Annotated in this window: 24 protein-coding genes; 14 read left to right on the top strand and 10 right to left on the bottom strand. The window is 60.0% G+C overall.

Going from position 1 to position 25,020, the window contains the following annotated elements; all coding sequences use genetic code 11:
• Positions 1 to 14: 14 nt before the first annotated feature.
• The gene (locus HX790_RS10195; protein ID WP_176991499.1) at positions 15 to 185 is read right to left on the bottom strand and encodes a hypothetical protein; all 171 of its coding nucleotides are present in this window, start codon (positions 183 to 185) and stop codon (positions 15 to 17) included.
• Between the two features lie 84 nt (positions 186 to 269).
• Positions 270 to 1,118: a formyltetrahydrofolate deformylase gene (purU, locus tag HX790_RS10200; protein ID WP_099549387.1), complete on the bottom strand. Its 849-nt coding sequence runs from the start codon at positions 1,116 to 1,118 to the stop codon at positions 270 to 272.
• 346 nt (positions 1,119 to 1,464) lie between these two features.
• Between purU and mvaT the strand changes: the two genes are divergently transcribed.
• Positions 1,465 to 1,839 carry a histone-like nucleoid-structuring protein MvaT gene (mvaT, locus tag HX790_RS10205; RefSeq protein ID WP_005790963.1) on the top strand — a complete coding sequence of 125 codons (375 nt, stop codon included), beginning with the start codon at positions 1,465 to 1,467 and terminating at the stop codon, positions 1,837 to 1,839.
• A 90-nt stretch (positions 1,840 to 1,929) separates the two neighbouring features.
• On the opposite strand, the gene sbcB is transcribed toward mvaT, so the two are convergent.
• Positions 1,930 to 3,357 carry an exodeoxyribonuclease I gene (sbcB, locus tag HX790_RS10210; RefSeq protein ID WP_099549385.1) on the bottom strand — a complete coding sequence of 476 codons (1,428 nt, stop codon included), beginning with the start codon at positions 3,355 to 3,357 and terminating at the stop codon, positions 1,930 to 1,932.
• A 165-nt stretch (positions 3,358 to 3,522) separates the two neighbouring features.
• Between sbcB and HX790_RS10215 the strand changes: the two genes are divergently transcribed.
• From HX790_RS10215 to HX790_RS10240, 6 genes are read left to right on the top strand one after another with little or no spacing between them, the layout of a single operon-like run.
• Positions 3,523 to 4,215, top strand: a complete 693-nt coding sequence (locus tag HX790_RS10215; RefSeq protein ID WP_017139789.1) for an RDD family protein — start codon at positions 3,523 to 3,525, stop codon at positions 4,213 to 4,215.
• Entirely contained in the window at positions 4,212 to 5,192 is a 981-nt protein-coding gene (locus HX790_RS10220) for a stage II sporulation protein M (protein WP_017139788.1), read from the top strand. The genes HX790_RS10215 and HX790_RS10220 overlap by 4 nt, the downstream gene beginning before the upstream one ends.
• Complete coding sequence (locus HX790_RS10225; protein ID WP_176991500.1) at positions 5,179 to 6,705, top strand: DUF4129 domain-containing protein; 1,527 nt, start codon at positions 5,179 to 5,181, stop codon at positions 6,703 to 6,705. Before HX790_RS10220 ends, HX790_RS10225 begins: the two co-directional genes overlap by 14 nt.
• On the top strand, positions 6,702 to 7,859 hold the full coding sequence (locus HX790_RS10230; protein WP_099549382.1) for a DUF4350 domain-containing protein: 1,158 nt from the start codon (positions 6,702 to 6,704) through the stop codon (positions 7,857 to 7,859). Before HX790_RS10225 ends, HX790_RS10230 begins: the two co-directional genes overlap by 4 nt.
• Positions 7,856 to 8,851: a MoxR family ATPase gene (locus HX790_RS10235; protein ID WP_099549381.1), complete on the top strand. Its 996-nt coding sequence runs from the start codon at positions 7,856 to 7,858 to the stop codon at positions 8,849 to 8,851. The genes HX790_RS10230 and HX790_RS10235 overlap by 4 nt, the downstream gene beginning before the upstream one ends.
• Positions 8,852 to 8,858: 7 nt before the next feature.
• Positions 8,859 to 10,190 carry a DUF58 domain-containing protein gene (locus HX790_RS10240; protein WP_138450155.1) on the top strand — a complete coding sequence of 444 codons (1,332 nt, stop codon included), beginning with the start codon at positions 8,859 to 8,861 and terminating at the stop codon, positions 10,188 to 10,190.
• Between the two features lie 62 nt (positions 10,191 to 10,252).
• Here HX790_RS10240 and HX790_RS10245 read toward each other — a convergent pair whose 3' ends face one another.
• Positions 10,253 to 10,612: a PilZ domain-containing protein gene (locus tag HX790_RS10245; RefSeq protein WP_026013902.1), complete on the bottom strand. Its 360-nt coding sequence runs from the start codon at positions 10,610 to 10,612 to the stop codon at positions 10,253 to 10,255.
• Positions 10,613 to 10,838: 226 nt separating this feature from the next.
• The gene (locus HX790_RS10250; RefSeq protein WP_017139782.1) at positions 10,839 to 11,213 is read right to left on the bottom strand and encodes a tol-pal system YbgF family protein; all 375 of its coding nucleotides are present in this window, start codon (positions 11,211 to 11,213) and stop codon (positions 10,839 to 10,841) included.
• A 175-nt stretch (positions 11,214 to 11,388) separates the two neighbouring features.
• Between HX790_RS10250 and pyk the strand changes: the two genes are divergently transcribed.
• Positions 11,389 to 12,840, top strand: a complete 1,452-nt coding sequence (gene pyk, locus HX790_RS10255; protein WP_017139781.1) for a pyruvate kinase — start codon at positions 11,389 to 11,391, stop codon at positions 12,838 to 12,840.
• A 161-nt stretch (positions 12,841 to 13,001) separates the two neighbouring features.
• Here the strand turns inward: pyk and HX790_RS10260 are convergent, their stop codons facing one another.
• Together HX790_RS10260 and HX790_RS10265 are read right to left on the bottom strand one after the other, a co-directional pair.
• Positions 13,002 to 13,751, bottom strand: coding sequence for an enoyl-CoA hydratase-related protein (locus HX790_RS10260; RefSeq protein WP_099549379.1), 750 nt, complete (start codon positions 13,749 to 13,751; stop codon positions 13,002 to 13,004).
• Between the two features lie 30 nt (positions 13,752 to 13,781).
• Positions 13,782 to 14,714, bottom strand: coding sequence for an iron-sulfur-binding ferredoxin reductase (locus HX790_RS10265; RefSeq protein ID WP_176991501.1), 933 nt, complete (start codon positions 14,712 to 14,714; stop codon positions 13,782 to 13,784).
• 217 nt (positions 14,715 to 14,931) lie between these two features.
• On the opposite strand from HX790_RS10265, the gene HX790_RS10270 reads away from it, so the two are divergent.
• The 4 genes from HX790_RS10270 to HX790_RS10285 all read left to right on the top strand — a co-directional run bounded on the left by HX790_RS10270 (position 14,932) and on the right by HX790_RS10285 (position 21,313).
• The gene (locus HX790_RS10270) at positions 14,932 to 16,455 is read left to right on the top strand and encodes a fumarate hydratase (protein WP_010208051.1); all 1,524 of its coding nucleotides are present in this window, start codon (positions 14,932 to 14,934) and stop codon (positions 16,453 to 16,455) included.
• A gap of 175 nt (positions 16,456 to 16,630) precedes the next feature.
• A complete protein-coding gene (locus tag HX790_RS10275; RefSeq protein ID WP_017139779.1) occupies positions 16,631 to 18,397 on the top strand; it encodes an ATP-binding protein in 1,767 nt (588 codons plus the stop codon).
• Complete coding sequence (locus tag HX790_RS10280; RefSeq protein WP_099549377.1) at positions 18,391 to 19,716, top strand: sigma-54 dependent transcriptional regulator; 1,326 nt, start codon at positions 18,391 to 18,393, stop codon at positions 19,714 to 19,716. The genes HX790_RS10275 and HX790_RS10280 overlap by 7 nt, the downstream gene beginning before the upstream one ends.
• Before the next feature lie 277 nt (positions 19,717 to 19,993).
• The gene (locus HX790_RS10285; RefSeq protein WP_017139777.1) at positions 19,994 to 21,313 is read left to right on the top strand and encodes an MFS transporter; all 1,320 of its coding nucleotides are present in this window, start codon (positions 19,994 to 19,996) and stop codon (positions 21,311 to 21,313) included.
• A 55-nt stretch (positions 21,314 to 21,368) separates the two neighbouring features.
• Here the strand turns inward: HX790_RS10285 and HX790_RS10290 are convergent, their stop codons facing one another.
• Positions 21,369 to 22,124: a hypothetical protein gene (locus HX790_RS10290; RefSeq protein ID WP_169985169.1), complete on the bottom strand. Its 756-nt coding sequence runs from the start codon at positions 22,122 to 22,124 to the stop codon at positions 21,369 to 21,371.
• A gap of 193 nt (positions 22,125 to 22,317) precedes the next feature.
• Here HX790_RS10290 and HX790_RS10295 point away from each other — a divergent pair, with 193 nt between their 5' ends.
• Entirely contained in the window at positions 22,318 to 22,938 is a 621-nt protein-coding gene (locus tag HX790_RS10295) for a flavin reductase family protein (RefSeq protein WP_176991502.1), read from the top strand.
• A 156-nt stretch (positions 22,939 to 23,094) separates the two neighbouring features.
• Here HX790_RS10295 and HX790_RS10300 read toward each other — a convergent pair whose 3' ends face one another.
• The gene (locus tag HX790_RS10300; RefSeq protein WP_169985173.1) at positions 23,095 to 23,376 is read right to left on the bottom strand and encodes a hypothetical protein; all 282 of its coding nucleotides are present in this window, start codon (positions 23,374 to 23,376) and stop codon (positions 23,095 to 23,097) included.
• An 8-nt stretch (positions 23,377 to 23,384) separates the two neighbouring features.
• Positions 23,385 to 23,726 carry an antibiotic biosynthesis monooxygenase family protein gene (locus HX790_RS10305; protein WP_065930419.1) on the bottom strand — a complete coding sequence of 114 codons (342 nt, stop codon included), beginning with the start codon at positions 23,724 to 23,726 and terminating at the stop codon, positions 23,385 to 23,387.
• Between the two features lie 328 nt (positions 23,727 to 24,054).
• Between HX790_RS10305 and HX790_RS10310 the strand changes: the two genes are divergently transcribed.
• A complete protein-coding gene (locus HX790_RS10310) occupies positions 24,055 to 24,984 on the top strand; it encodes an AraC family transcriptional regulator (RefSeq protein ID WP_017139772.1) in 930 nt (309 codons plus the stop codon).
• Positions 24,985 to 25,020 lie beyond the last annotated feature (36 nt).

Below are 25,020 nucleotides of genomic sequence, written 5' to 3' on the forward strand. Positions count from 1 at the left end.
AAGGCGGCGGACCGCTAGGCTTGCTCGGGATCGTTTTTAGTGTGCTCCTGCCGCCACAGCTCGGCGGCACCGGGAAACTCGGTGCCATCCTCCGCGTCCAGGTCATCCGGGTCAAAACGGCTCAAACACCCTTCGCCCAGCGTCGCTGGGGCCTTGGAGGTGGCTTTATCGAGTGGATCGCTCATCGCTTAATCCTTCATGGCGGACAAAAAAAGGGCCTGGGACGATTTAACGCCCAGGCCCTTTTTTCTTCAACTTAAACGCGGCTGTCAGAACACCACCGTCTTGTTGCCGTGTACCAGCACGCGATCTTCCAAGTGGTAACGCAGGCCACGGGCCAGCACCATCTTCTCGACGTCACGGCCGAAACGCACCATGTCTTCAATGCTGTCGCGGTGGCTGACGCGCACTACGTCCTGCTCGATGATCGGGCCGGCGTCGAGTTCCTCGGTGACATAGTGGCACGTTGCGCCAATCAACTTCACACCGCGCAGGGAGGCCTGGTGATACGGCTTGGCACCCACAAACGATGGCAGGAAGCTGTGGTGAATGTTGATCACTCGACCGGCATATTCGCTGCACAGTTCCGGCGGCAGGATTTGCATGTAACGCGCCAGCACGACTACATCGGCTTCGTGCTGCTTGACCAGGCGGGAGACTTCGGCGAATGCCGGTTCCTTGTCCTGTGGGTTGACCGGCACGTGGTAGTACGGGATGCCATGCCATTCGACCATGCTGCGCAGGTCATCATGGTTGGAAATCACACAGGCGATCTCACAGTCCAGCTCATCGCTGTGCCAACGGTGCAGCAAGTCGGCCAGGCAGTGGGATTCACGGCTGGCCATCAGCACGACACGTTTTTTCTGCTCGGTGTCGGTGATATGCCAGGTCATCGAAAACTCTTCAGCGATCGGCGCAAACGCCTCGCGAAACGCTTCGAGGCCGAAGGGCAGCGTGTCGGCACGTATCTCATGACGCATGAAAAACCAACCACTGAGATCGTCCGAGTGATGGCTCGCCTCGGTGATCCAGCCGTTGTGGGAGGCCAGAAAGTTACTGACTTTGGCAACGATACCAACCCGGTCCGGGCAAGCAATCACCAGCCGAAAAGTGCGCATTAGGGGGAAACTCCAGAACTTCGCAAAGGCCGCCATTCTAGCGATTACGCAGAAAAACTGCAGTACTCCTTGCACCTTATTCTGTCGCCCGGTCCTGGCGACACCCCTTAATAGCGTAAGGTTTTACCGCCGCTATATGAACGCCCTTCCGAGGCTCAGACAGTTATGCAAAATAAACAGAATTATTTTTACACCTACCACCTATTAATTAACTCGATTGCATAGCATTGCCACAAACATTCAACGTAATTCACATAAATGCCTTCTTAAATGTTTACTTGGGGAAATTGCCTGACTATTATTAGGCCACTCACTGTCAATCAGCGCTCTACATAAGGTAGTCCACATGTCCCTGATCAACGAATACCGCGCCACCGAAGAAGCTATCAAAGAACTGCAAGCCCGTTTGAAGAACCTGTCACAAGACGACAAGCTGCAAACCGAGCTGGAATTCGAAGGCAAACTGCGCACCCTGATGGGTGAGTACTCCAAATCCCTGCGTGACATCATCGCGCTGCTGGATCCGGAATCCAAAGTTAAAGCACCACGTGGCGCTGTGAAAACTACCGGCACCAAGCGTGCTCGCAAGGTCAAGCAGTACAAAAACCCGCACAACGGCGAAGTGATTGAAACCAAAGGTGGCAACCACAAGACTCTGAAAGAGTGGAAAGCCAAGTGGGGCGGCGACGTGGTAGAAGGTTGGGCTACCCTGCTGGGCTAAGCCTGATCGGGCTTCTGCATGATATGCAACACAATAAAAACGCCAGCTTGCTGGCGTTTTTTATTGTCCGAATATTTTGCAAGTGCCTGACTACAAGCCCAGGCGAGCGGCTAAAGAGTCGGCATACTCTTGCCATTCATCGAGCACCTGGCGCTGAAACGCTGTAGCACTAACAGCCAACTCCTCACGTGCCTGCTTAAATGCCAACAGGGTATTGGGTGCGCCCCACTCCGGGCTCGACAAACGTTGCTGACAGAAAAGTTTCCAGCGTTGTTGCTCATCGTTGTCCAAGGTGTCAGGAAAGTTACGCGCACGGTAACGGAATAATAATTCCGGCAATCGATGATCATCGAAAGGCCACTGCTGACGTGCCAACTGTGACGGTTCAGCCACACGGACTTGTTCGCATAACCGTCGGTCGCGGTCACCGATAAAACCGTCATAGAGCTGCTGCTCCGGGTCTGTGCTCGGTGCAAAGTCTTCCTCGGCATAAATGGCTGCCAACTTGTCGCGCCAAACTTCCTGTGCGTCAGTTAGTCGCAGCGCCCGCGCCTGGCACACGTCCATATCGAAGTTCAGGCGTTCGCGATCCTGTGCGCGCAGCACATTCAATGGCGCGACCACCGGGCAGCGGTTGATATGCAACAACTTGAGCGGCACTGGCAACTCACCTTGCGCCAACTCATCACGGCGCGTGTAAAGCCGCTGGCGTAAGGTTTCGGCGTCCAGGTCGAGCAAACCCTGCGGGTCGAGACCAAGGTCACAGACAATCAACGCATTGCGATTGCGCGGGTGCCAGGCCAGGGGCAGTACCACACCCAGGTAATGACGCTCGGCGGAGAAACGCCCGGAAATATGCACCATGGGCTGCAACAGGCGGATCTGATCCATCACCCGCTGCTTGCTGCGCAGTTGAAACAGCCAGTCATACAACTTTGGCTGCTTGTCGCGGATCAGCCGCGCCAGGGCTATGGTGGCTCGCACGTCCGACAGGGCATCGTGAGCATGGCCATGGTCGATGCCATTGGCTTGGGTCAAACGCTCCAGCTTGAGGGTGACACGCCCGTCCTGCTGCGGCCACTCAATGCCTTCGGGGCGCAGTGCGTAAGCCGTACGAACCACATCGATCAAGTCCCAACGACTATTGCCCCCCTGCCACTCACGGGCATACGGATCAAAAAAGTTGCGGTACAGGCTGTAGCGCGTCATTTCATCGTCAAAGCGCAACGTGTTGTAACCGGCACCACAGGTTCCAGGCGCAGCCAGCTCGGCGTGCACGCGGGTCATGAAGTCGGCTTCGGCCAGGCCTTTTTCCGCCAGAATGCCAGGGGTGATACCGGTTATGGCGCAGGCAGCCGGGTGCGGCAGGATATCGTCGCTTGGCTGGCAATAAAGGTTGACCGGCGGGCCGACCTCGTTGAGCTCGAGGTCGGTACGAATACCGGCAACCTGCAACGGGCGATCGCTGCGGGGGTTGATGCCGGTAGTTTCATAGTCGTACCAGAAAATGGTAGTCACGGGCTGTTCCTGTGCTGAAGATCGACAAAGTCTAGGCGCTGCAAGGCACTCGGGGCCAGCGATAGATTACTGTACAAACATCCAGCAAAACCTTGAAAGGTTGCTTCCACCGTCGACACTGCTAGCATCCGTGTCTTCAAGCCGCCCGCACTGCCAAGGATCGCGATGCCATCAGTTCCATTGGATACCCACTACCCGATCGAGACCCCCGAGGGCATAGACTTGCCCTTGCGCCCGGCCGGCCTGATGCCACGCGCACTGGCTTTTGCTTTCGACCTGGGACTGCGCGGCCTGATCATGGGTATCCTGCTCGTGCCGCTGGCGTTGCTTGGCAATATCGGTATTGGCTTGGGCTCGCTGCTGCTGTTCCTGATCAGTTGGTGGTACATGGTGCTGTTCGAAGTCCTTAACCAGGGCTGCTCTCCGGGCAAGCAGGTCATGGGCTTGCGCGTCATTCAGGACGACGGCACACCCATTGGCTGGCCAGCTTCACTCATCCGCAACCTGCTGCGCTTTGTCGACATGCTGCCTTTGGGCTACTTCCTCGGCGCCATCAGTTGCCTGCAACACCCTCACTTCAAACGGCTCGGCGACCTCGCTGCGGGCACCCTGGTGGTCTACCGCGAACAGCCACTGGCGCGCCCCAAGGTGCCTCAAGCCGCCGCCCTGCGCCTGCCCTTCACGCTGGAGCTGAGCGAACAACGCGCCATACTGGGTTTCGCTGAACGCCAAAGTGAGTTGTCCGCCGATCGGGTGCACGAACTGGCGTCCATCCTGGCAACGCCGTTACACGTATCGCCGGCTCGCGCGGTAGAACAACTCAATGGCGTGGCGCGCGGCTTAGTGGGGCCAGCATGAAGCAGAGCCTGTTCGAGAGCCGCCATCAGCCGCAGTGGCAAGCCTTCACCGCACAACTCATACAGTTGGAGCAAGGCAAGGCAAAGGCCAGCGATATGTCTGACTTCCCCCACCATTATCGACGCCTGTGCCAGCACCTCGCCCTGGCCCAGGAGCGTGGCTACAGCAGCTATCTGATAGATCCCCTGCAACAACTGGCGCTGCGGGGCCACCAGCAGTTGTATCGCCACCGCAGCCAATTGGGCGCGAATGTACTGGGTTTCATCCTGGCGGGCTTCCCGCGCCTGGTGCGCGAACAATGGCGTTTCGTGTTAATCGCCGGCGTGCTGTTCTTCGGCAGCCTGGTGGGCGTTGCGTTGCTGGTCTACCTGTTTCCAGACCTTATCTACAGCATCGTGAGCCCCGCGCAGGTCGCCGAAATGCACAGCATGTATGACCCGGATGCTGGCCACCTGGGGCGTGCCGCCGACCGCGCTTCCAGTGAAGACTGGATGATGTTCGGCTACTACGTGATGCACAACATCGGGATTGCCTTCCAGACCTTTGCCGCCGGTTTGCTATTTGGTTTGGGCAGCGTGTTCTTTCTGATTTTCAACGGCCTGATCATCGGCGCCATCTCCGGCCACCTCACCGAGATCGGCTATGGCCAGACCTTCTGGTCGTTTGTCATCGGCCACGGTGCTTTCGAACTCACGGCCATCGCCCTGGCCGGGGCGGCAGGCTTGCAATTGGGCTGGGCGGTGATTGCTCCCGGGCACCTGACTCGCGGCGAATCCCTGCGGCTGGCGGCACGCACAAGCGTGCGGATGCTTTGCGGCGTCATGCTATTGCTGCTGATCGCGGCGTTTATTGAAGCCTATTGGTCTTCCTCCACCACGATCACGCCCTGGATCAAATACTCAACGGGCGCCGGGCTGTGGCTGCTGGTTGCCGCCTACCTCACGCTTGCCGGACGCACTCACCATGCGCCTGAGTGAGGCCAGCGTGGTAATTCGGCCCCGCACCTCCTGGGAAGCCATGGACCTGGGCGTACTGATGGCCCAGGAACATCGACTGCTGTTAATGAGCAGTTGGGCAATGGTGACGTTGCCGATATTCATTTTGCTGACCGTGCTGCTGTGGCGATACCCGTCCATGGCCATGTTTGTGTTCTGGTGGTTAAAACCGGCCTTTGACCGCTTGCCACTGTACATCCTCTCCAAGGCCTTGTTTGGCGAGACACCCAGCCTCAAGCAGGCTGTGCGCCAGTGGCCGCGCCTGCTCAAAGGCCAACTGCTGGCCAGCCTGACCTGGAGGCGACTGAGCCTGAGCCGCAGCTTTGTGATGCCGGTGAGCCAGCTTGAAGGCCAGGATGGCAATGCCCGTCAAATACGCCTGGGGGTGCTGCTGCAACGCAACGCCGGCGCCGCACGCTGGCTGACCACCATTGGCGTGCATATGGAAATCGGCCTGTGGTTCGGTTGCATGGCACTGTTTTACCTGTTCATCCCGCAGCAACTGGAACTCGATTGGGACTGGCAACGGCTGGCACTGGCAAGCGGCTCGGAAGGGTTGTGGCTGGAGCATTTGAGTAACGCCTTCTACGCACTGATTCTGGTGTTCTGGGAGCCCATTTATGTCGCTTGCGGCTTCAGCCTGTACCTCAACCGCCGCACCGTGCTGGAAGCCTGGGACCTTGAACTGGTGTTCCGCCGATTACGCCAACGCCTGAGCAGCGTCGCAACGTTGCTGCTGGTGGCTGGGCTGATGCTCGTGCCATTCAGCCGCCCCGTCATGGCGGACGAGCCCGGACCGGCCAAACAAGTCACCACCCAGGCCGCCAGCCAATCGATCAAGGCGCTGCTGGACAGCCCCCCGTTCAAGCACCCGGAAACCGTCACTCGCTACCGTTTTGGCGACGAAAAAAACGCCGCGCAACACAAGGTAAAGGGTGACGGTAAACTTCCGGCCTGGCTTCAGGCGCTACTGGACGGATTCAACAGCAATACCTTCAAAAACGCCGCCCTCGGCCTGGAGGTACTGCTCTGGGGCCTGCTGGCGACTGGCCTCGCGCTAGTTGTCTGGCGCTATCGGGAGTGGCTGCACACCTTCGTCAGTCGACGCGGGCCAGCCAAAGCCAAAACCGCCAAAGCGGCCCCTGCACAATTGTTCGGCCTGGCGTTGGGCAGCGAGACCTTGCCTGACGACATTGCCAGCACCGCCGAACAGCTGTGGTCCACCCACCCCAGGGAAGCTCTCGGCCTGCTGTATCGCGGCCTGCTCAACCGACTGCTGCACGACTTCAACCTGCCCCTGAAAAGCGCCGATACCGAAGGCCAGGTCCTGGAGCGCATCCACCAACTGCAACAGCCACAACTGCTGGCCTTCAGTGATGCACTGACACACCACTGGCAAAACCTCGCCTATGGCCACCGCCTGCCGCCGGCTTTGGTACAACAGCAACTGTGCCGCGATTGGCGCGCCCTGTTCAGTACGGGAGCCGCCCAATGAACCGCCCCATGCTGTGGGTCGGCCTGCTGCTGGCCTGTGTGCTTGGAGCAGGTGGGCTTTATGTTTGGCACAAGGCGATCCCCTACGACGAAATAGTCGATCGCGGCCCATCGCCACAAGCCATCGCCAACCCCTACCTGGCGGCTGAATACTTCCTGCGCCAGCAGGGCCTGGCCGTGGAACACGCCAACAGCCTTGAGCACCTGGCCGACCAGCCAGCCAAGGGGCATAGCCTGGTATTGCTGGGCGAGCGCAGCAACATGACCCCGCGCCAGGCTGAGCAACTGCTGGACTGGGCAAAATCCGGTGGCCATTTGCTGCTGGTTGCCGAAGCGCTTTGGGATGAGGAAACCGGTAAAAGCGGCGACCTGCTGCTGGATCAGCTGGGCTTCCACCAGACACTCAGCGAGGGCCTTGACGAGCCTGCTTCCCCACGCAAAAAGAAAGTACCGGACCTGACCAAGCTCTACGTCGACAATGAGACCGCCCCGGCCTATTTCAGCTTCGATACCGACTTCAACCTCACCGACCCCAGACACCTGGCGCAGTTCTCCGCCAACAGCGGCAAGTCCAGCCATTTGATGCAACGCAACTTCGGCCAAGGCACCGTAACGGTTGTAACCGACAGCGACTTGTGGAAAACCCCAGGCATCGGCAAACACGATAACGCCTGGCTGTTGTGGTATCTCAACCGGGGGACGGATGTAACACTGCTGTTCAACAGCGACGTAGACGATCTGCTCACCCTGCTAATGCGCAACTTCCCCCAGGCGTTAGTGGCGCTCTGCGCACTGATTGCCCTGGCACTCTGGCACGCCGGCATGCGCCAGGGGCCGACCCAGGCGCCCGCGCCAAAGGCACGTCGCCAGTTACAGGAACATTTGAAGGCCAGTGCCGACTTCCTGCTGCGCCGCAGTGGCCAAGGCACGCTGCTGCACGCCTTGCAGCGTGATATCCAGCGGGCTGCACGACGACGCCACCCAGGCTTTGAACACCTCGACAGCGACGAACAATGGCAGGTCCTCGAACGCCTGACGCGCCAACCCTCCCACGTCATCCGCCAGGCCCTCGACCCACTCCCGGCAAAACGGCTCACCAGCGCCGATTTCAGCCGTCAGGTGGCGAGCCTGCAAACCCTCAGGAATGCCCTATGAGCGAATTTCCATCAGCCACCGCCCCGACTGCCGAAAGCCTTCAAAAGGCCAGCCAGCAGGCACAGGCTCTGCGTGTTGAACTGCGTAAGGCGGTGATTGGCCAGGACCAGGTGATCGACGATGTGCTGACCGCATTGATTGCAGGTGGCCACATACTGCTCGAAGGTGTACCGGGCCTAGGCAAAACCCTGTTGGTTCGCGCGTTGGCACGCTGTTTTGGTGGCGACTTTGCACGTATTCAGTTCACCCCGGACCTGATGCCCAGCGATGTCACCGGCCACGCGGTGTACGACCTGCACAGTGAGCAGTTCAAGCTGCGCAAGGGGCCGCTGTTCACCCACCTGTTGCTGGCCGATGAAATCAATCGCGCCCCCGCCAAGACCCAGGCCGCCCTGCTTGAGGCCATGCAGGAACGCCAAGTCACCCTCGAGGGCGAAGCGCTGCCCATTGGCCAACCGTTCATGGTGCTCGCGACCCAGAACCCCATCGAACAGGAAGGCACGTACCCCCTGCCCGAGGCCGAGCTGGACCGGTTCATGCTCAAAGTACGCATGGACTACCCCGATGCGCAGCAGGAGCTGGAGATGGTCCGCGAAGTCACCCGCTCCTCCAGGGCCGACATGTTGGATGTGCAGCCACTGCGCACGGTGCTGCAGGCAGAGGACGTGTTGCAGTTGCAGCAAATTGCCAGCGAACTGCCGCTGGATGAGCAAGTACTCGACTACGCCGTGCGCCTGGCCCGCGCCACTCGCAGTTGGCCGGGGCTGACCATCGGTGCAGGCCCGCGTGCCTCCATCGCCCTGGTTCGCGGCGCCCGCGCCCGGGCCTTGCTACGCGGCGGCGAGTTTGTTACCCCGGACGATATCAAGGGCTGCGCCTTGGCGGTGCTGCGCCATCGCGTGCGTATTGCCCCCGAATTGGACATTGACGGGCTGGAAGTGGATCAGGTGCTCAAGCAACTGCTGGACCAGATTTCGGCACCTCGGCAATGACCCGACCATGAAGCCAACTCGTCTGCTGCTGATCTGGCTCGGCGTCCTCTCGGGTTTGAACATCCTCTTGGGCGCGGCTACAGCGCTCCAGCTCAAAGTGCCCGACACGCTGCATTCAGTGGCGTGGGGCCTGCTGCTGGCGCTGTTTCTATTGGCACTGCTGGACGCCCTGCGCCTGCGGCGCCTTCCCTGCCCACGGGTGCAACGGCAGATGCCCGGCAGCCTGGCCCTGGGCCGCTGGGGTGAGGTACGCCTGACCCTTGAACATGACTACCCGCAGCCGCTGACCGTGCAGGTATTTGACCACGCACCTGACGGCCTGAGCGTGGAGAATATGCCGCAGTCCATCGAGCTTCTCCCGGGCCAGCGAAGCGAACTGGGCTATCGAGTGCGGCCCTTGCGGCGCGGCCACTTCAGTTTCAGTCGCAGTGAGATTCACCTGCCCAGCCCTTTCGGGTTGTGGTCTGCGAGGCGTTTTGTTGCAGCCCGGGATACAACGCGGGTCTACCCTGACTTTGCCCGTTTGTACGGCGCACAACTGCTGGGCGTGGACAGTTGGTTGAGCCAATTAGGGGTTCGCCAGCACCCACGACGCGGGTTGGGGCTGGAGTTTCATCAGTTGCGCGAGTTTCGCGAAGGCGACAGCCTGCGACAGATCGACTGGAAGGCCACCGCGCGCCAGCGCACGCCCATCGCCCGGGAATATCAGGACGAACGCGACCAGCAGATAGTGCTCATGCTCGATTGCGGCCGGCGCATGCGCAGCCAGGACGCGGAGCTCGCTCACTTCGACCACGCCCTCAATGCCTGCCTGTTACTCAGTTACGTCGCCTTGCGCCAAGGCGATGCGGTGGGTCTGTGCACCTTTGCCTGTGACCAGCCACGCTACCTGGCACCCGTCAAAGGCAGCGGCCAACTGAACGTATTACTCAATGCCGTTTACGACCTCGACACCACCCGACGCACTGCCGATTATGCAGCCGCCGCCAGCCAATTACTGGCCCGACAGAAACGTCGGGCATTAGTGATCGTGGTGACCAATCTTCGCGATGAAGATGATGAGGAGTTACTCGCAGCCGTTAAGCGCATCAGCCGGCAACATCGGGTGCTGGTCGCCAGCCTGCGCGAAGACATACTCGACCAACTGCGCCAGGCCCCGGTTCAAACCTTGCCTGAAGCGCTGGCCTACAGCGGGACTGTCGACTATCTCAACAAGAGAAACGATCTGCATGAGCGCTTGAGTGCCCACGGTTTGTCGGTGCTGGATACGCCACCTTCGGGGCTGGGGGCTGCACTGGTGACGCGCTATCTGGGCTGGAAAAAGGCCGGTGTTTTATGACTCAAGCACACGACCACAAGCTCGGCTAACCACGTCCGAGCCGGGTCGACAGCGCGCAACGTCTAGGCGGAAGCCTGCAGAGGATCAAAGGTGAAGTAATGATACAAGGCACTTATCAAGTGCCCGTATGCCTCAGGCGCTTCGACCACGCGAAACCCTGAGTCATAGTGCTGCGGGTTAACATCTTCGTGGCTCCACAAGCACATCGCTGTGAGGTCAATTGCCTGGAAATCACCGTCTGCCAGAGGGATTTTCAAACGCAGTTCAAACGCCACGTCAACCATCATGGGTAATTGGCTGATTAACATCAGCCCATCTTCGGACACGTTCCCCAAGTAGCCAATAGGCTTATCCGTCAGCCGGTTGAACACTTTCAAGAAACCAGACAGCTGATGCCGCTCAATCCTTCGGTCGGTAAACATGATGAAATCGCCATCCATTGGCCAGATCAGTGGCCGCGCCAGTTATTCGGAACGAACACTGAATGTTCGCTCTCCCTGGAAATTGGTGCGAATCCAGCGTGCGCTTGATCGCCTTACAACTGCCAATCCCAAGCAATCCATCCGATTGAACATAAACTTGTACAAACAGACATTCAAAGAATAGCTTAAGACTGGCGACGGGCCAGCTATGGAATGACAAATATCATCAAAGTGATGCGGGCCGTGGCTGCGCGACACTCGCGCCGGAGTAATGGCCCAGTTGCTGCAGGGTGTCGAGCCGAGCACGGGCACGATAGGCGTACTCGCTGGACGGGTACTGATTGATGATGAACTGGTAGGTTTGCACCGCATCGACGAACAGCTTCTGGCGCTCCAGGCATTGCCCGCGCAGCATCGAAACTTCCGGTTGCACATACCGACGGGTACGGCTCTCGCGGTCTACCTGGGACAACTCCAGGGTGACACGCTCGCAGTCACCCACCCCATAGGCGCGGTAAGCGTTGTTCAAATGATGGTCCATCGACCAGCGGGTACAGCCGACAACACTGACGGCCAGGGCAGCAATGAGCAAAATTCGCATGGGGGTTCTCCTGTCTTGAGCAGTGTATCGACCCCGCGTCGAAAATCTTCAAGGATGTTCATCTATTCAATTGGAGCGAAAACAAGCGAATCTTCGATAAGTAGTGCAAACGAACAATGACTACAACCAAAGAGCATAGTAGCCTTCCCCAGCGCTTGAACTCAGGAGTCTGTGCATGTCCGTCCGTCGTACCAAAATCGTCGCCACCCTTGGCCCGGCCAGTAACTCGCCGGAAGTCCTCGAACAGCTGATTCTGGCTGGTTTGGACGTTGCCCGTCTGAACTTCTCCCACGGCACCCCGGACGAGCACAAGGCTCGCGCCAAGCTGGTGCGTGACCTGGCCGCCAAGCACGGCCGCTTTGTGGCACTGCTGGGTGACCTGCAAGGCCCGAAAATTCGTATCGCCAAATTCGCCAACAAGCGCATTGAGCTGAAGATCGGTGACAAGTTCACCTTCTCCACCAGCCATTCGCTGACCGAAGGCAACCAGGAAGTCGTCGGTATCGACTACCCGGACCTGGTCAAGGACTGCGGCGTCGGCGACGAACTGCTGCTGGACGACGGCCGCGTGGTGATGCGCGTCGACACGGCCACCTCGACGGAGCTGAACTGCACCGTGATCATCGGTGGCCCGTTGTCCGATCACAAAGGCATCAACCGTCGCGGCGGTGGCCTGACGGCGCCGGCCCTGACTGAGAAAGACAAGGCCGACATCAAGCTCGCCGCCGAAATGGAAGTGGACTACCTCGCCGTGTCCTTCCCACGCGACGCTGCCGACATGGAATATGCCCGTAAGCTGCGCGACGAAGCCGGCGGTACTGCCTGGCTGGTGGCGAAGATCGAACGTGCCGAAGCCGTGGCCGATGACGAAACCCTCGATGCCCTGATCAATGCATCCGACGCTGTGATGGTTGCCCGTGGCGACCTGGGCGTGGAAATCGGTGACGCCGAGCTGATCGGTATCCAGAAGAAGATCATCCTGCACGCACGCCGTCACAACAAGGCCGTGATCGTAGCGACCCAGATGATGGAGTCGATGATCCAGAACCCGATGCCAACCCGTGCCGAAGTGTCCGACGTGGCCAACGCCGTGCTCGACTACACCGACGCCGTGATGCTCTCGGCTGAAAGTGCTGCCGGCCCTTACCCGCTGGAAGCCGTACAGGCCATGGCGCGTATCTGCGTCGGTGCCGAAAAGCACCCGACCAGCAAGACCTCCAGCCACCGCATCGGCAAAGTGTTCGAAAGCTGCGACCAGAGCATCGCCCTGGCGGCCATGTACACCGCCAACCACTTCCCGGGCGTCAAGGCGATCATTGCCCTGACCGAAAGTGGCTACACCCCGCTGATCATGTCGCGCATCCGTTCGTCGGTACCGATCTACGCGTTCACCCCGCACCGCGAAGCCCAGGCCCGCGCAGCGTTGTTCCGTGGCGTGTACACCATTCCGTTCGATCCAGCTTCGTTGGCCCCTAACGAAGTGAGCCAGAAGGCAATCGACGAACTGGTCAAGCGTGGCGTCGTAGAGAAAGGCGACTGGGTCATCCTGACCAAGGGCGACAGCTACCACACCACCGGTGGCACCAATGGCATGAAGATCCTGCACGTGGGCGACCCGCAGTTCTGAGTGACACGCTGAAAAACAAAAGCCCTGCCATGTGAATGGCGGGGCTTTTTGTATTTAAAGGCCTGGAGATCTGTTGAATTAAAGGGCCTCATCGCAGGCAAGCCAGCTCCCACAGTTGACCGCATTCCAATGTGGGAGCTGGCTTGCCTGCGATGGCGTCATCAACGCCGGGCAATAAACCCCGACAACGCCGCAATCGCCTCCGGTGACTTCAAACGCTGCACAAACAACGCCCCCTCGACCTCAATCACCTGCCGCAACTGTTCACGGTCGACACTTTTCATCAACTGTTTGCTGACCTGCACCGCTCCCGGCGCCAGGGTTTCAAAGCGCTGCGCAACTTCCCGCGCCTTGACCAGCGCCGCTTCACCGCTACCCATCGCCTCAGTAGCAATGCCCCACGCCGCCGCCTGCTCGCCGGTAAAGCCTTCGCCCAACAGCAACAGTTCAGCCGCTTTCGCATGCCCCAGCAGCCGAGGCAGGATCAGGCTGGAGCCAAACTCCGGGCACAGCCCCAGGTTGACGAAAGGCATGCGCAAGCGCGCATCGCGACTGATATAGACGAGATCGCAATGCAGCAACAGGGTCGTACCGATGCCGACCGCCGCACCCGCCACCGCCGCGATCACCGGCTTGCGGCAGTTGAGCAGGCTTTTCATGAAGTGAAACGGCGGGCTGTCCAGATCACTGGGCGGCTGTTCGAGGAAGTCGGCTATGTCGTTGCCGGCGGTAAAACACTCATTGCTGCCCTGGATCAGCACCGCACGGATACCTGAGTCCGCATCAGCCTGCTCCAACGCCTCGGCCAGTTGGGTGTACATGGCGCGGGTCAGGGCGTTTTTCTTGTCGGGGCGATTGAGCTGCAGGGTCAGCAGCCCGCCTTCGCGTTGCAGCAGGATGGCGTCGGTCATGGCGAATCTCGCGGCTGGAAAAGTCAGCGCTCAACCACGCGGCAGGAACATATCAGCCAGCAGTTGATTGCGCGGCAACCCCGCCAGGAACAGGCGTTTGGAAAACGCTTCGACATTGGCGGGGTGCCCGCAGAGTAAGGCCAGAGTTTGCCGCGAAACAAGCCGCAGTTGCGCCAATGCCTGGGCCGACTCAGCCGCCGTCCACAGCTCCACAGTCAGGTTCGCGTACAGCGCGGCCAATTGCGCCAAGGGTTCGGCCAGATAATGCCCATCGGCATCATGGGCCAGGTGAATCAGGCGGATGGCGCCTTGGTGATCCTGGCGCAGTGCCTCGCGCAGCACGCCCCATAACGGCCCAAGCCCCGTGCCGGATGCCAGCAGCCACAGCGGCCGCGATTGCCAGTCAGGATCGTATTGCAGTGCCCCGCCACGTAATTCGCCGAGGCGCAGGCTGTCGCCCACCTGTAATTGCCGAGCAATAGCGCTGAATTCGCCGGGCAGGCGGCAATCGAGGTGAAACTCCAAAAACGGGTCTTCCTGCGGCAAGCTGGCCAACGAATACGGGCGCGCTACCTGACCTGCCCACAGCACCAGATGTTGCCCGGCCCGATAACGCAAGCCACGTTCGGGTTGCAGGCGCAGGCGCAGTACCTCGGGGCTCAACCAGTCGACGCCCACCACTTGCGCGGGCAAACCATCGTGCAGTGGGTCAAATGCTTCAACCTGTAAATCTGCGACAACTTCACACTGGCAAGCCAAACGCCAACCGTCCTGGCGCTGCGCCGGGCTCAGGGCATCGGGTTGCTTATCATCGACCTCACCCCGGCAACGCACCAGGCACGCATGGCAACTGCCCGCCCGGCAACTGTAGGGCACAGCCACACCCGCCAGATTCAAGGCATCCAGCAGGTTGCTGCCGGTGGCTACCGACCAGTGGCGTTCGCCGACGTGCAGTTCAGGCATATAAAGGCTCAATCAGAAGGGACCGGCACAGGGAATCATGCCTGCGACAGTTTGACCATAGTCGGGTGTATCGGCCACCGCGTCGGGTTATACTGCCGCGCCTTTTTAGCGTCGCGCCTTGCACCACTGTGGCGTGCCTTGGAAAGGTGGTTTCAGCCGACCGATGCAACACTGAAGCCACCTTTATTGAATGTTCCCTTATAGAGGAGCGCGACTCATGACCGTGATCAAGCAAGACGACCTGATTCAGAGCGTTGCCGACGCCCTGCAATTCATTTCCTACTACCACCCCGTTGACTTCATCCAGGCCATGCACGAAGCCTACCTGCGTGAAGAATCGCCGGCAGCCCGTGACTCCATCGCCCAGATCCTGATCAACTCGCGCATGTGCGCCACCGGCCATCGCCCGATCTGCCAGGACACCGGTATTGTTACCGTGTTCGTGCGCGTGGGCATGGACGTGCGTTGGGACGGCGCCACCATGGGCCTGGACGACATGATCAACGAAGGCGTGCGTCGCGCCTACAACCTGCCGGAGAACGTCCTGCGTGCTTCCATCCTGGCCGACCCGGCCGGTGCGCGTAAAAACACCAAGGACAACACTCCGGCCGTAATCCACTACTCCATCGTCCCGGGTAACACCGTGGAAGTGGACGTGGCAGCCAAGGGCGGCGGTTCCGAGAACAAGTCGAAAATGGCCATGCTCAACCCGTCCGACTCGATCGTCGACTGGGTGCTCAAGACCGTTCCGACCATGGGCGCCGGCTGGTGCCCACCGGGCATGCTCGGCATCGGCATCGGCGGCACCGCCGAGAAAGCTGCGGTAATGGCCAAGGAAGTGTTGATGGAGTCCATCGACATTCACGAGCTGAAAAAGCGCGGCCCGCAGAACCGTATCGAAGAGATGCGCCTGGAGTTGTTCGAGAAGGTCAACCAACTGGGCATCGGCGCCCAGGGCCTGGGTGGCCTGACCACCGTGCTCGACGTGAAAATCATGGACTACCCGACCCACGCAGCCTCGCTGCCGGTGTGCATGATCCCCAACTGCGCCGCCACCCGTCATGCACACTTTGTGCTCGATGGTTCAGGCCCGGCATCGCTGGAAGCACCACCGCTGGACGCCTACCCGGAAATCGTCTGGGAAGCCGGCCCGTCGGCCCGCCGCGTCAACCTCGACACCCTGACCCCGGAAGAAGTACAAAGCTGGAAGCCGGGCGAAACCGTGTTGCTCAACGGCAAGATGCTCACCGGCCGCGACGCTGCTCACAAGCGTATGGTCGAGATGCTCAACAAGGGCGAAACCCTGCCGGTGGACCTCAAGGGTCGCTTCATCTACTACGTCGGCCCAGTTGATCCGGTGCGCGAAGAAGTGGTTGGCCCGGCTGGCCCGACCACGGCCACGCGGATGGACAAGTTCACCCGTCAGATCCTCGAGCAAACCGGCCTGTTGGGCATGATCGGCAAATCCGAGCGCGGCCCGACTGCGATCGAAGCGATCAAGGACCACAAGGCCGTGTACCTGATGGCCGTGGGCGGCGCAGCTTACCTGGTGGCGCAAGCCATCAAGAAGTCGCGCGTTGTCGCATTTGCCGAACTGGGCATGGAAGCGATCTACGAGTTCGACGTCAAAGACATGCCGGTCACCGTTGCGGTGGACAGCAAGGGCGAATCCGTACACATCACCGGTCCTGCCATCTGGCAGAAGAAGATCAGTGAAAGCCTGGCGGTCGAAGTGCAGTAAGCACTTCCCCGCAAGGAAAAAGGCGACTGCGGCCCCACGGCCCAGTCGCCTTTTTTATGGCGAACTCGGTCATGTGGGAGCTGGCTTGCCTGCTCCCACAGAAATTCCACGTGCCACAAGTTTGCGGCGGCTCATGCTATGGTGCTTGCCCCTTACCGCGCCTGTTCATCACCGTATGATCGTGATCCCTCGCCCCCTGCGACTGACTTTCTACTCGCTGTTGATCATCGCCGGCGCCGTGCTGGCCGCCGCCTTGGCCACCCGCCATGCCGAACGCCAGGCCTTGGTGGATGACGCCGCTCGCGCCAATCAACAACTGGCGCTCTATGCCAACTCACTGCATACCCTGATTGAACGTTACCGTGCCCTGCCCGCCGTACTGGCGCTGGATTCGGAAATGATCAGCGCCCTTAAAGCCCCGCTGGACACCGCCACCCAGGACTTGCTCAACCGCAAGCTGGAACGCATCAACGGTGCCGCGCAGTCTTCCACTCTGGAATTGATGGACCGTAACGGTCTGGCCGTGGCCGCCAGCAACTGGAACCTGCCCAGCAGTTATGTCGGGCACAACTACGCGTTTCGCCCGTATTTCAGCCAGACCTTGAGCCAGGGAACCGGGCGTTTTTATGCGGTGGGGGTGACCACCGGCATTCCGGGTTATTTCCTCTCCAGCGCCGTGGTCGATGAGCACGAACAGTTCCTCGGCGCCATGGTGGTGAAGCTGGAGTTCCCCGAACTTGAGCGCGAATGGGCCCAAGGTAATGACCTGCTGCTGGTCAGCGATGCGCGTGGCATCGTGTTTATCGCCAATCAGCCGGGCTGGCGTTTCCGCAACTTGCGTCCGTTGTCGGCGAGCGACCTTGCCGAACTCAAGGCAACTCGCCAATACGACAAAAAACAGCTGCAGCCGCTGGACACCCAGACATTGCAGCGTTTTGACGAAAACAGCCATCTGATGCGTGTCAACGGCCCCGACGGCAACGCCAATTACATCTGGGAATCCCTGCCGCTGAAAGCCGAAGGCTGGACCTTGCACTTGCTGCGCAAACCGCAATTCGCCTTTGAAGACCAACGCAACGCTGGCCTTGCCGCCGCCGGTTCATGGCTGGCGCTGGTGTTCCTGCTGCTGTTCCTGAACCAACGCTGGCGCCTGGCCCGTTTGCGCCAACGCAGCCGCGAGGAGCTTGAACAGCTTGTCGAAGAACGCACCCAGGCGTTGCGCACCGCGCAGGATGGCCTGGTGCAGTCGGCCAAGCTGGCGGCCTTGGGGCAAATGTCCGCTGCCCTCGCCCATGAGATCAATCAGCCGCTGACCACCCAGCGCATGCAATTGGCGACCTTGCGCCTGCTGCTCGATCACGGCCGCGTGGACGATGCCTATAAGGCGCTCACCCCGCTGGACGACATGCTCACGCGCATGGCGGCGCTCACCAGCCACCTTAAGACCTTCGCCCGCAAGAGCCCCAGCGGCCTGCGCGAACGGCTGGATTTGGCCACGGTGGTCGACCAATCCTTGCACCTGCTCGACGCCCGCCTGCGCGATGAAAGCATTGGTGTGGTGCTGGACCTGAGCCGCCCCGCCTGGGTGCGCGGTGACGCGATCCGCCTGGAGCAAGTGCTGATCAACCTGCTACGCAATGCGCTGGACGCCATGGCCGACAAACCGCGCAAACGCCTGGAAATCCGCCTGCACGCCGACCAACAGCTGTGGCAACTGAGCGTCAGCGACAGCGGCGGCGGGATTGCCGAAGCCCATTTGAACAGCGTGTTCGATCCATTTTTCACCACCAAACCCGTGGGCGACGGCCTTGGCTTGGGGTTGGCCGTGTCCTATGCCATCGTGCATGAACTGGGTGGGCGCCTGCTCGCCGGTAACCGTGGCGACGGCGCGGTATTTACCCTGACCTTGCCCATCGCGCTGGAGACACCCGACCTATGTTGAACGCAGTGATTGTGGTGGATGACGAGGCGAGTATTCGCACCGCCGTCGAGCAGTGGTTGAGCCTGTCGGGATTCGAAGTGCAGTTGTTCAGTCGCGCCGAAGAATGCCTGGCACAGCTGCCCAAAGACTTTCCTGGCGTCATTTTGAGCGACGTGCGCATGCCCGGCCTCAGCGGCCTGGAGCTGCTGGCCGAAGTGCAGCGGCGTGACGCCGACTTACCGGTGATCTTGCTCACCGGCCATGGCGATGTACCGATGGCCGTGGAAGCCATGCGCGACGGTGCCTACGACTTTCTGGAAAAACCCTTCAGCCCGGACGCACTGCTCAACAGCCTGCGCCGCGCCTTGGATAAACGCGGGTTGATCCTGGAGAACCGTCGCCTGCATCAACAGGCCGACCATCGGGCGCAGCTGGAATCGAGCCTGCTCGGCGTGTCCCGTGGTTTGCAGACCCTGCGCCGGCAAGTGCTGGACCTGGCCAGCTTGCCGGTCAATGTGCTGATCCGTGGCGAAACCGGCAGCGGCAAGGAACTGGTCGCCCGTTGCCTGCATGATTTTGGCCCACGGGCAAAAAAGCCGTTTGTCGCGCTCAACTGCGCGGCCATCCCCGAGCAGCTGTTTGAAGCCGAGCTGTTCGGCCACGAAAGCGGCGCGTTCACCGGCGCCCAGGGCAAGCGCATCGGCAAGCTGGAATATGCCCACGGCGGCACGCTGTTCCTGGATGAAATCGAAAGCATGCCGCTGGCCCAGCAGGTCAAATTGTTGCGGGTGCTGCAAGAGCAAAAACTGGAGCGGCTGGGCTCCAACCAAAGTATCCATGTGGACTTGCGCATCATTGCCGCCACCAAGCCCGACTTGCTCGAAGAGGCCCGCGCCGGGCGGTTTCGCGAAGACCTGGCGTACCGTTTGAACGTCGCACAACTGCGCCTGCCGCCGTTGCGCGAGCGCCGCGAAGATATCCCGCTGTTGTTCGACCACTTCGCCCAAAGCGCCGCCGAGCGCCTGGGCCGCAACGTCGAGCCGTTGAGCGGCGCGCAACTGGGGCGCCTGCTCAGCCACGACTGGCCGGGCAATGTGCGCGAGCTGGCCAACGTCGCCGAACGCCAAGTGCTGGGCCTGGGTGAACCTGAGCCGGAAGGCGTCGAGGCCGGGCAATCCCTGGCGGCGCAACAGGAAGCGTTCGAAGCGCATTGCCTCAAGGCTGCGTTGACGCGGCACAAAGGCGATATCAAGGCGGTGTTGGCCGAGCTGCAACTGCCGCGCCGTACCTTGAATGAAAAGATGCAGCGGCATGGGTTGGTGCGGGAGATGTTTCTTTAGCTATTTTCGATGGCGTTTTCGAAGACGCTATCGCAGGCAAGCCAGCTCCCACAGTTGGAATGCGCATTCCTGTGGGAGCTGGCTTGCCTGCGATGAGGCCAGCAGCCATAAGCGGATTTCCGCTCACCACCCAATAATCATCAGCGACTTTCCGCTCAAAAAAATCTTGTAACCCTTCTATTCCGGGCCTTCATCTGTTTGGCACAGCTCCTGCTATAGCCCAAACCAGGCTGCGTTCGTGCGGCTCCATAAAAACAACTAGATGAAGGATCCTTCAATGGATAACTCCAACGCCCTGCCTCTGGGGTCGGCGGCTGCGCCGGCTAAAGAGCGCACCACTACCAGCCGTATCAAATCGATCTTCAGTGGCTCCGTCGGCAATATGGTCGAATGGTACGACTGGTACGTCTACGCCGCTTTCTCGCTGTACTTCGCCAAGACCTTCTTCCCCGCCGGTGACTCCACCGCTCAGTTGATGAACACCGCTGCCATCTTTGCCGTGGGCTTTATCATGCGCCCGATCGGTGGCTGGCTGATGGGCCTGTATGCCGACTACAAAGGGCGCAAGGCTGCGCTGATGTTCTCGGTATTGCTGATGTGCTTCGGCTCGCTGCTGATCGCGCTGACGCCGGGCTACGACACCATCGGTATCGGCGCGCCGATCCTGCTGGTATTTGCACGTTTGCTTCAGGGCCTGTCGGTCGGTGGCGAGTACGGCACCTCGGCCACTTACCTGAGTGAGATGGCGACCAAGGAGCGTCGCGGTTTCTTCTCCAGCTTCCAGTACGTGACCCTGATCTCCGGCCAGCTCATCGCCCTTGCCGTGTTGATCGTGTTGCAACAAACCCTGACCACCGAGCAGCTGTATGCCTGGGGCTGGCGCATCCCGTTCGCCATCGGCGCGCTGTGCGCAGTGGTCGCGTTGTTCCTGCGTCGCGGCATGGAAGAAACCGAGTCGTTCACCAAAAAGGAAAAAGCCAAGGAAAGCGCAATGCGCACCTTGATGCGTCACCCCAAGGAAGTGATGACCGTGGTCGGCCTGACCATGGGCGGCACCCTGGCCTTCTACACCTACACCACCTACATGCAGAAATACCTGGTGAACACGGTCGGCATGAGCATCTCCGACTCCACCACCATTTCGGCCGCCACACTGTTCCTGTTCATGTGCCTGCAACCGCTGGTTGGCGGGCTGTCGGACAAGGTTGGCCGCCGGCCGATCCTGATCGCCTTCGGCATCCTCGGCACGCTGTTCACCGTGCCAATCCTTACCACCCTGCACACCATCCAAAGCTGGTGGGGTGCGTTCTTCCTGATCATGGCGGCGCTGATCATCGTCAGCGGCTATACCTCGATCAACGCGGTGGTGAAAGCTGAACTGTTCCCAACCGAGATCCGTGCGCTGGGCGTGGGCCTGCCGTATGCGCTGACCGTTTCGATCTTCGGCGGTACGGCTGAAGTGATTGCGCTGTGGTTCAAGAACATCGGCATGGAGACGGGTTACTACTGGTATGTGACCGCGTGTATCGCGGTGTCGCTGGTGGTTTACGTGACCATGAAAGACACCCGTAAACACTCGCGCATCACCACCGACTAAGGGTTTAGCGCGGTAAAAAATGTGGGAGCTGGCTTGCCCGCTCCCACATTTGGTTTCAGGAAACGTCCGCTAATGCGCTACGCCCATACCGACGCTGCGCATATGCCGCCCCGGCAATCATCACCACCAGCACTGCCGCCAGCACCGCCGATGAGCCAACGGTGCCGAAATCCAGCCCGCCCTTTTCAGAGGGTTTGGTCAGAAAATCGCCCAGGGTCGCACCAAACGGGCGGGTCAGTACAAATGCCACCCAGAACAGCAGCACTGACGATATCTGTGTGAAGTATTTGAGTGCGACCACCACCGCAATCGCCGAGCCGATCAGCAAGGCGCCACCGGCAAAGCCCAACCCCGAATCGTCCGCCAGGAAGTCGCCCAACGCGGTGCCCAAGGTGTTGGAAAACAGAATCGCCATCCAGTAAAACAGCTCGCCGCGAAAGGTCTGGACCTTGTTCACGTTCAGCGAGTCGCCGCTCAAGCGCCACAGTGCAAAGATGATCATCAGGATCACGATCAGGATCATCGACCCTGCCGCATAGCCCAGGCCCAACGTGCGGTCCATAAAGTCCGACATGGTGGTGCCGGCCGTGCTGGTGGACAGGATCACGATCCAGTACAGCACCGGGTTGTAGGTTTTCGACCAGAGCTGTGTCAGCAGCGTGACGAGAAACACGCTGATCAGGATCATCGAGCTGATGGCGTAGCCGACGTTAAGGGTCATCGAGAGCAAATCCCCGGCGGTTTCGCCCAGGGTCGTTGCGCAGATTTTCATGACCCAGAACGCCAGGGTGATCTGAGGAAGTTTGTTCATGTGCGAGAAGGGCTCCGAAGCTCAGTCTTTCAATCAGCCGACTTAAAGGGGTGCCGACCTGGCGCGCAGACTGAACGCGGGGCTGTGAAAAATAGGTGGGCAATCAATGAAAATTCCATACGCACGATGGAAATTCATCGCTCTGGATTGCACTATGACGGCCTCCTCCAACGCGCAGCAGGAACCCTGGCCCATGTCCGACGATATCCATTTCTACGAACCCGCCAACGGCCACGGCCTGCCCCATGATCCGTTCAACGCGATTGTCGGCCCACGGCCGATCGGCTGGATCTCGTCACACGACGCCGCTGGCCGCCTGAACCTGGCGCCCTACAGTTTTTTCAATGCGTTCAACTACATCCCGCCGATCATTGGGTTTTCCAGTGTCGGGCGCAAAGACAGCCTGAACAACATCGAACAGACCGGCGAATTTGTGTGGAACCTGGCCACCCGCCCGCTGGCCGAGCAGATGAACCAGAGCTGCGCGGCCGTATCGCCGGACGTGAATGAATTCGAGTTATCCGGCCTGACGCCGGTGGCCTCGAAAATCGTCGCGGTGCCAAGGGTGGGCGAAAGCCCGGTGTCGTTTGAATGCAAGGTGACGCAGATCATTCAACTGCAGCGTGCCGACAAGGGGTTGGTGCCTAGCTGGCTGGTGCTCGGTGAGGTGGTTGCCGTGCACATTGCCAAGTGGCTGCTCAAGGATGGGGTTTACGACACGGCGGCCGCTGAGCCGATTTTGCGCGGCGGTGGCCCGGCGGATTATTTCCAGTTGGGACCGGAGGCGTTGTTCAAGATGCATCGCCCGCGCTGATTCACTGCCCAACACACACAACAAAACCCTGTGGGAGCCGGGCTTGCCCGCGATGAGGGCGTGACAGCCAACTGATCGGGTGGCTGACACTGCGCTATCGCGGGCAAGCCCGGCTCCCACATTTGATTTCTGTTGAGCGATATAAAGTGTTCGGCTTCAGCTTGCGGCCGTTGCCCAAGTCAACTGACCGTCTTCGTCCACATCAACCAGACATTCAAGTTGCAGCGTCGCTGCATCGTCGGCGTCGGAGGCGGTCTTGAAGGTCTGGCCATCCAGGATCTTGTGAAACTGCGGGGCGCCCATGCCATCGAGCGCCTTGACGGCGACGGCGGCGCTGTAGCCACCCTCTTCTTCACGCACTAATGCAGAAACGGCTTCGTGATGGGCAAATTGTTTACGTGCCATGTTGCAGGTCCTGGCCAATGAAAAGTCGGCCATTCTAACCGCTAACCGGCCAGTTGCAGGTACTCACCGTAAGCATGGGCGGCGGATGCGTCGGTGAAGGTCTGGAAGTCCATGCTGCGCACCACCATGTCGTTCAACAGCTCAGTAAAGATCATCAAGGCAGGGGAACTGAAGTAGGCACTCATCGCCTGCTCGCTGCTCCAGAAGCCCGAGACCAGCCATACATCGGGATCGACCTGGGAATGCTGCAACGAGAATTGCAGGCAACCCTGAGCCTGACGGCCCGGTTCGATCAAACTGCTCAAGCGTGCACCGAGTTCGGTGCTGCACCCGGTACGGGCACGGATAAAGGCCATATGGCTCGCGGGAATGGGGGTGGACATGTTCGACTCTCCCGTTGAGAAGTGATGCTCGGCAAGCACTGTGAGGGCGTGTTGCCACAGGATCAAAGATAGCGGCGCGAAGATGGGCGCAGTTAGTCGATTCCTGCAGGCTTATTGCACAATCCTGCGAGAAGCGTAGATAAGACGTCTGGCCCCAGGGATTTATTCCAACCGCACACTCAGTGTTTCAGGCACATGACAGGCCCTGCACTTGCCTGATTCACGCCTTATCGCAGGATCAGGCAAGGATTGTGCAGAATCGAAGTAACACCTTTTGAAAAGCCGCCGCTAAGCTGGGCCCATCAAAGCAGTCAGTAGAGGACGCCCCATGTCGTCGCCCGAAACCAAGCCAATGCCCCTCGATGCCGAGATGGAAAAACAACGCGCCGAGCTGGCCAGCATTGTTCACCGTCATACCTGGGAAGATGGCTCCTACGGCACGGCAATTACCTCGCTGTATCTGAACCGCCACAACACCCCGCGCGATTTCATGCCGGTGCTGGTCGAACCCGCCCTGTGCATTCTGGCCAGCGGCAGCAAGGAAGTGCGCCTGGCCGACGAGATCTTTGCCTACGACCCGCTCAATTATCTGGTGTTTTCGGTGGCGATGCCCGTCGCCGGGCGGATCATCGACGCCACACCGCAAGACCCCAACCTGTCGGTGCGCATCAATATCGACCCGGCCCAGCTCACCGCATTGATCGCCGAGGCAGGCCCGATGGGCGTGCCCTCCAGGCCGACATCGCGTGGCATGTACGTTGACCGCATCGACAACCAACTGCTCGACGCCGTGTTGCGCCTGGCGCGCCTGCTGGACACACCGAAAGACATCGCCATGCTCGCGCCACTCATCAACCGCGAGATTCTCTATCGGTTGTTACGTGGCCCGCAGGGTTATCGACTGTATGAAATCGCCGTGGCCAACAGTCAGAGCCATCGCGTGAGTCAGGCCATCAAATGGTTGAACGGTAACTTCGAACAACCGCTGCGCATTGATGACCTGGCCAGGGAAGTGAACCTCAGTGTTTCGACCTTGCACCATCGCTTCAAGGCGATTACGGCGATGAGTCCGCTGCAATACCAGAAGCAGTTACGGTTGCAGGAGGCGCGGCGATTGATGATTGCCGAAGGGCTGGAGGCGTCGGCAGCGGGGTATCGGGTAGGGTATGAGAGCCCGTCGCAGTTCAGCCGGGAATACAGCCGGTTGTTCGGGGCACCGCCGCTGCGGGATTTGGCCCGGCTGCGCCAAAGTATCTGACTCAACCGGGATCAAAATGTGGGAGCAACTGTCTTA

This window comes from Pseudomonas sp. IPO3747, from assembly GCF_013385245.1.
In the GTDB taxonomy this organism is placed as follows: Bacteria; Pseudomonadota; Gammaproteobacteria; order Pseudomonadales; family Pseudomonadaceae; genus Aquipseudomonas; species Aquipseudomonas edaphica.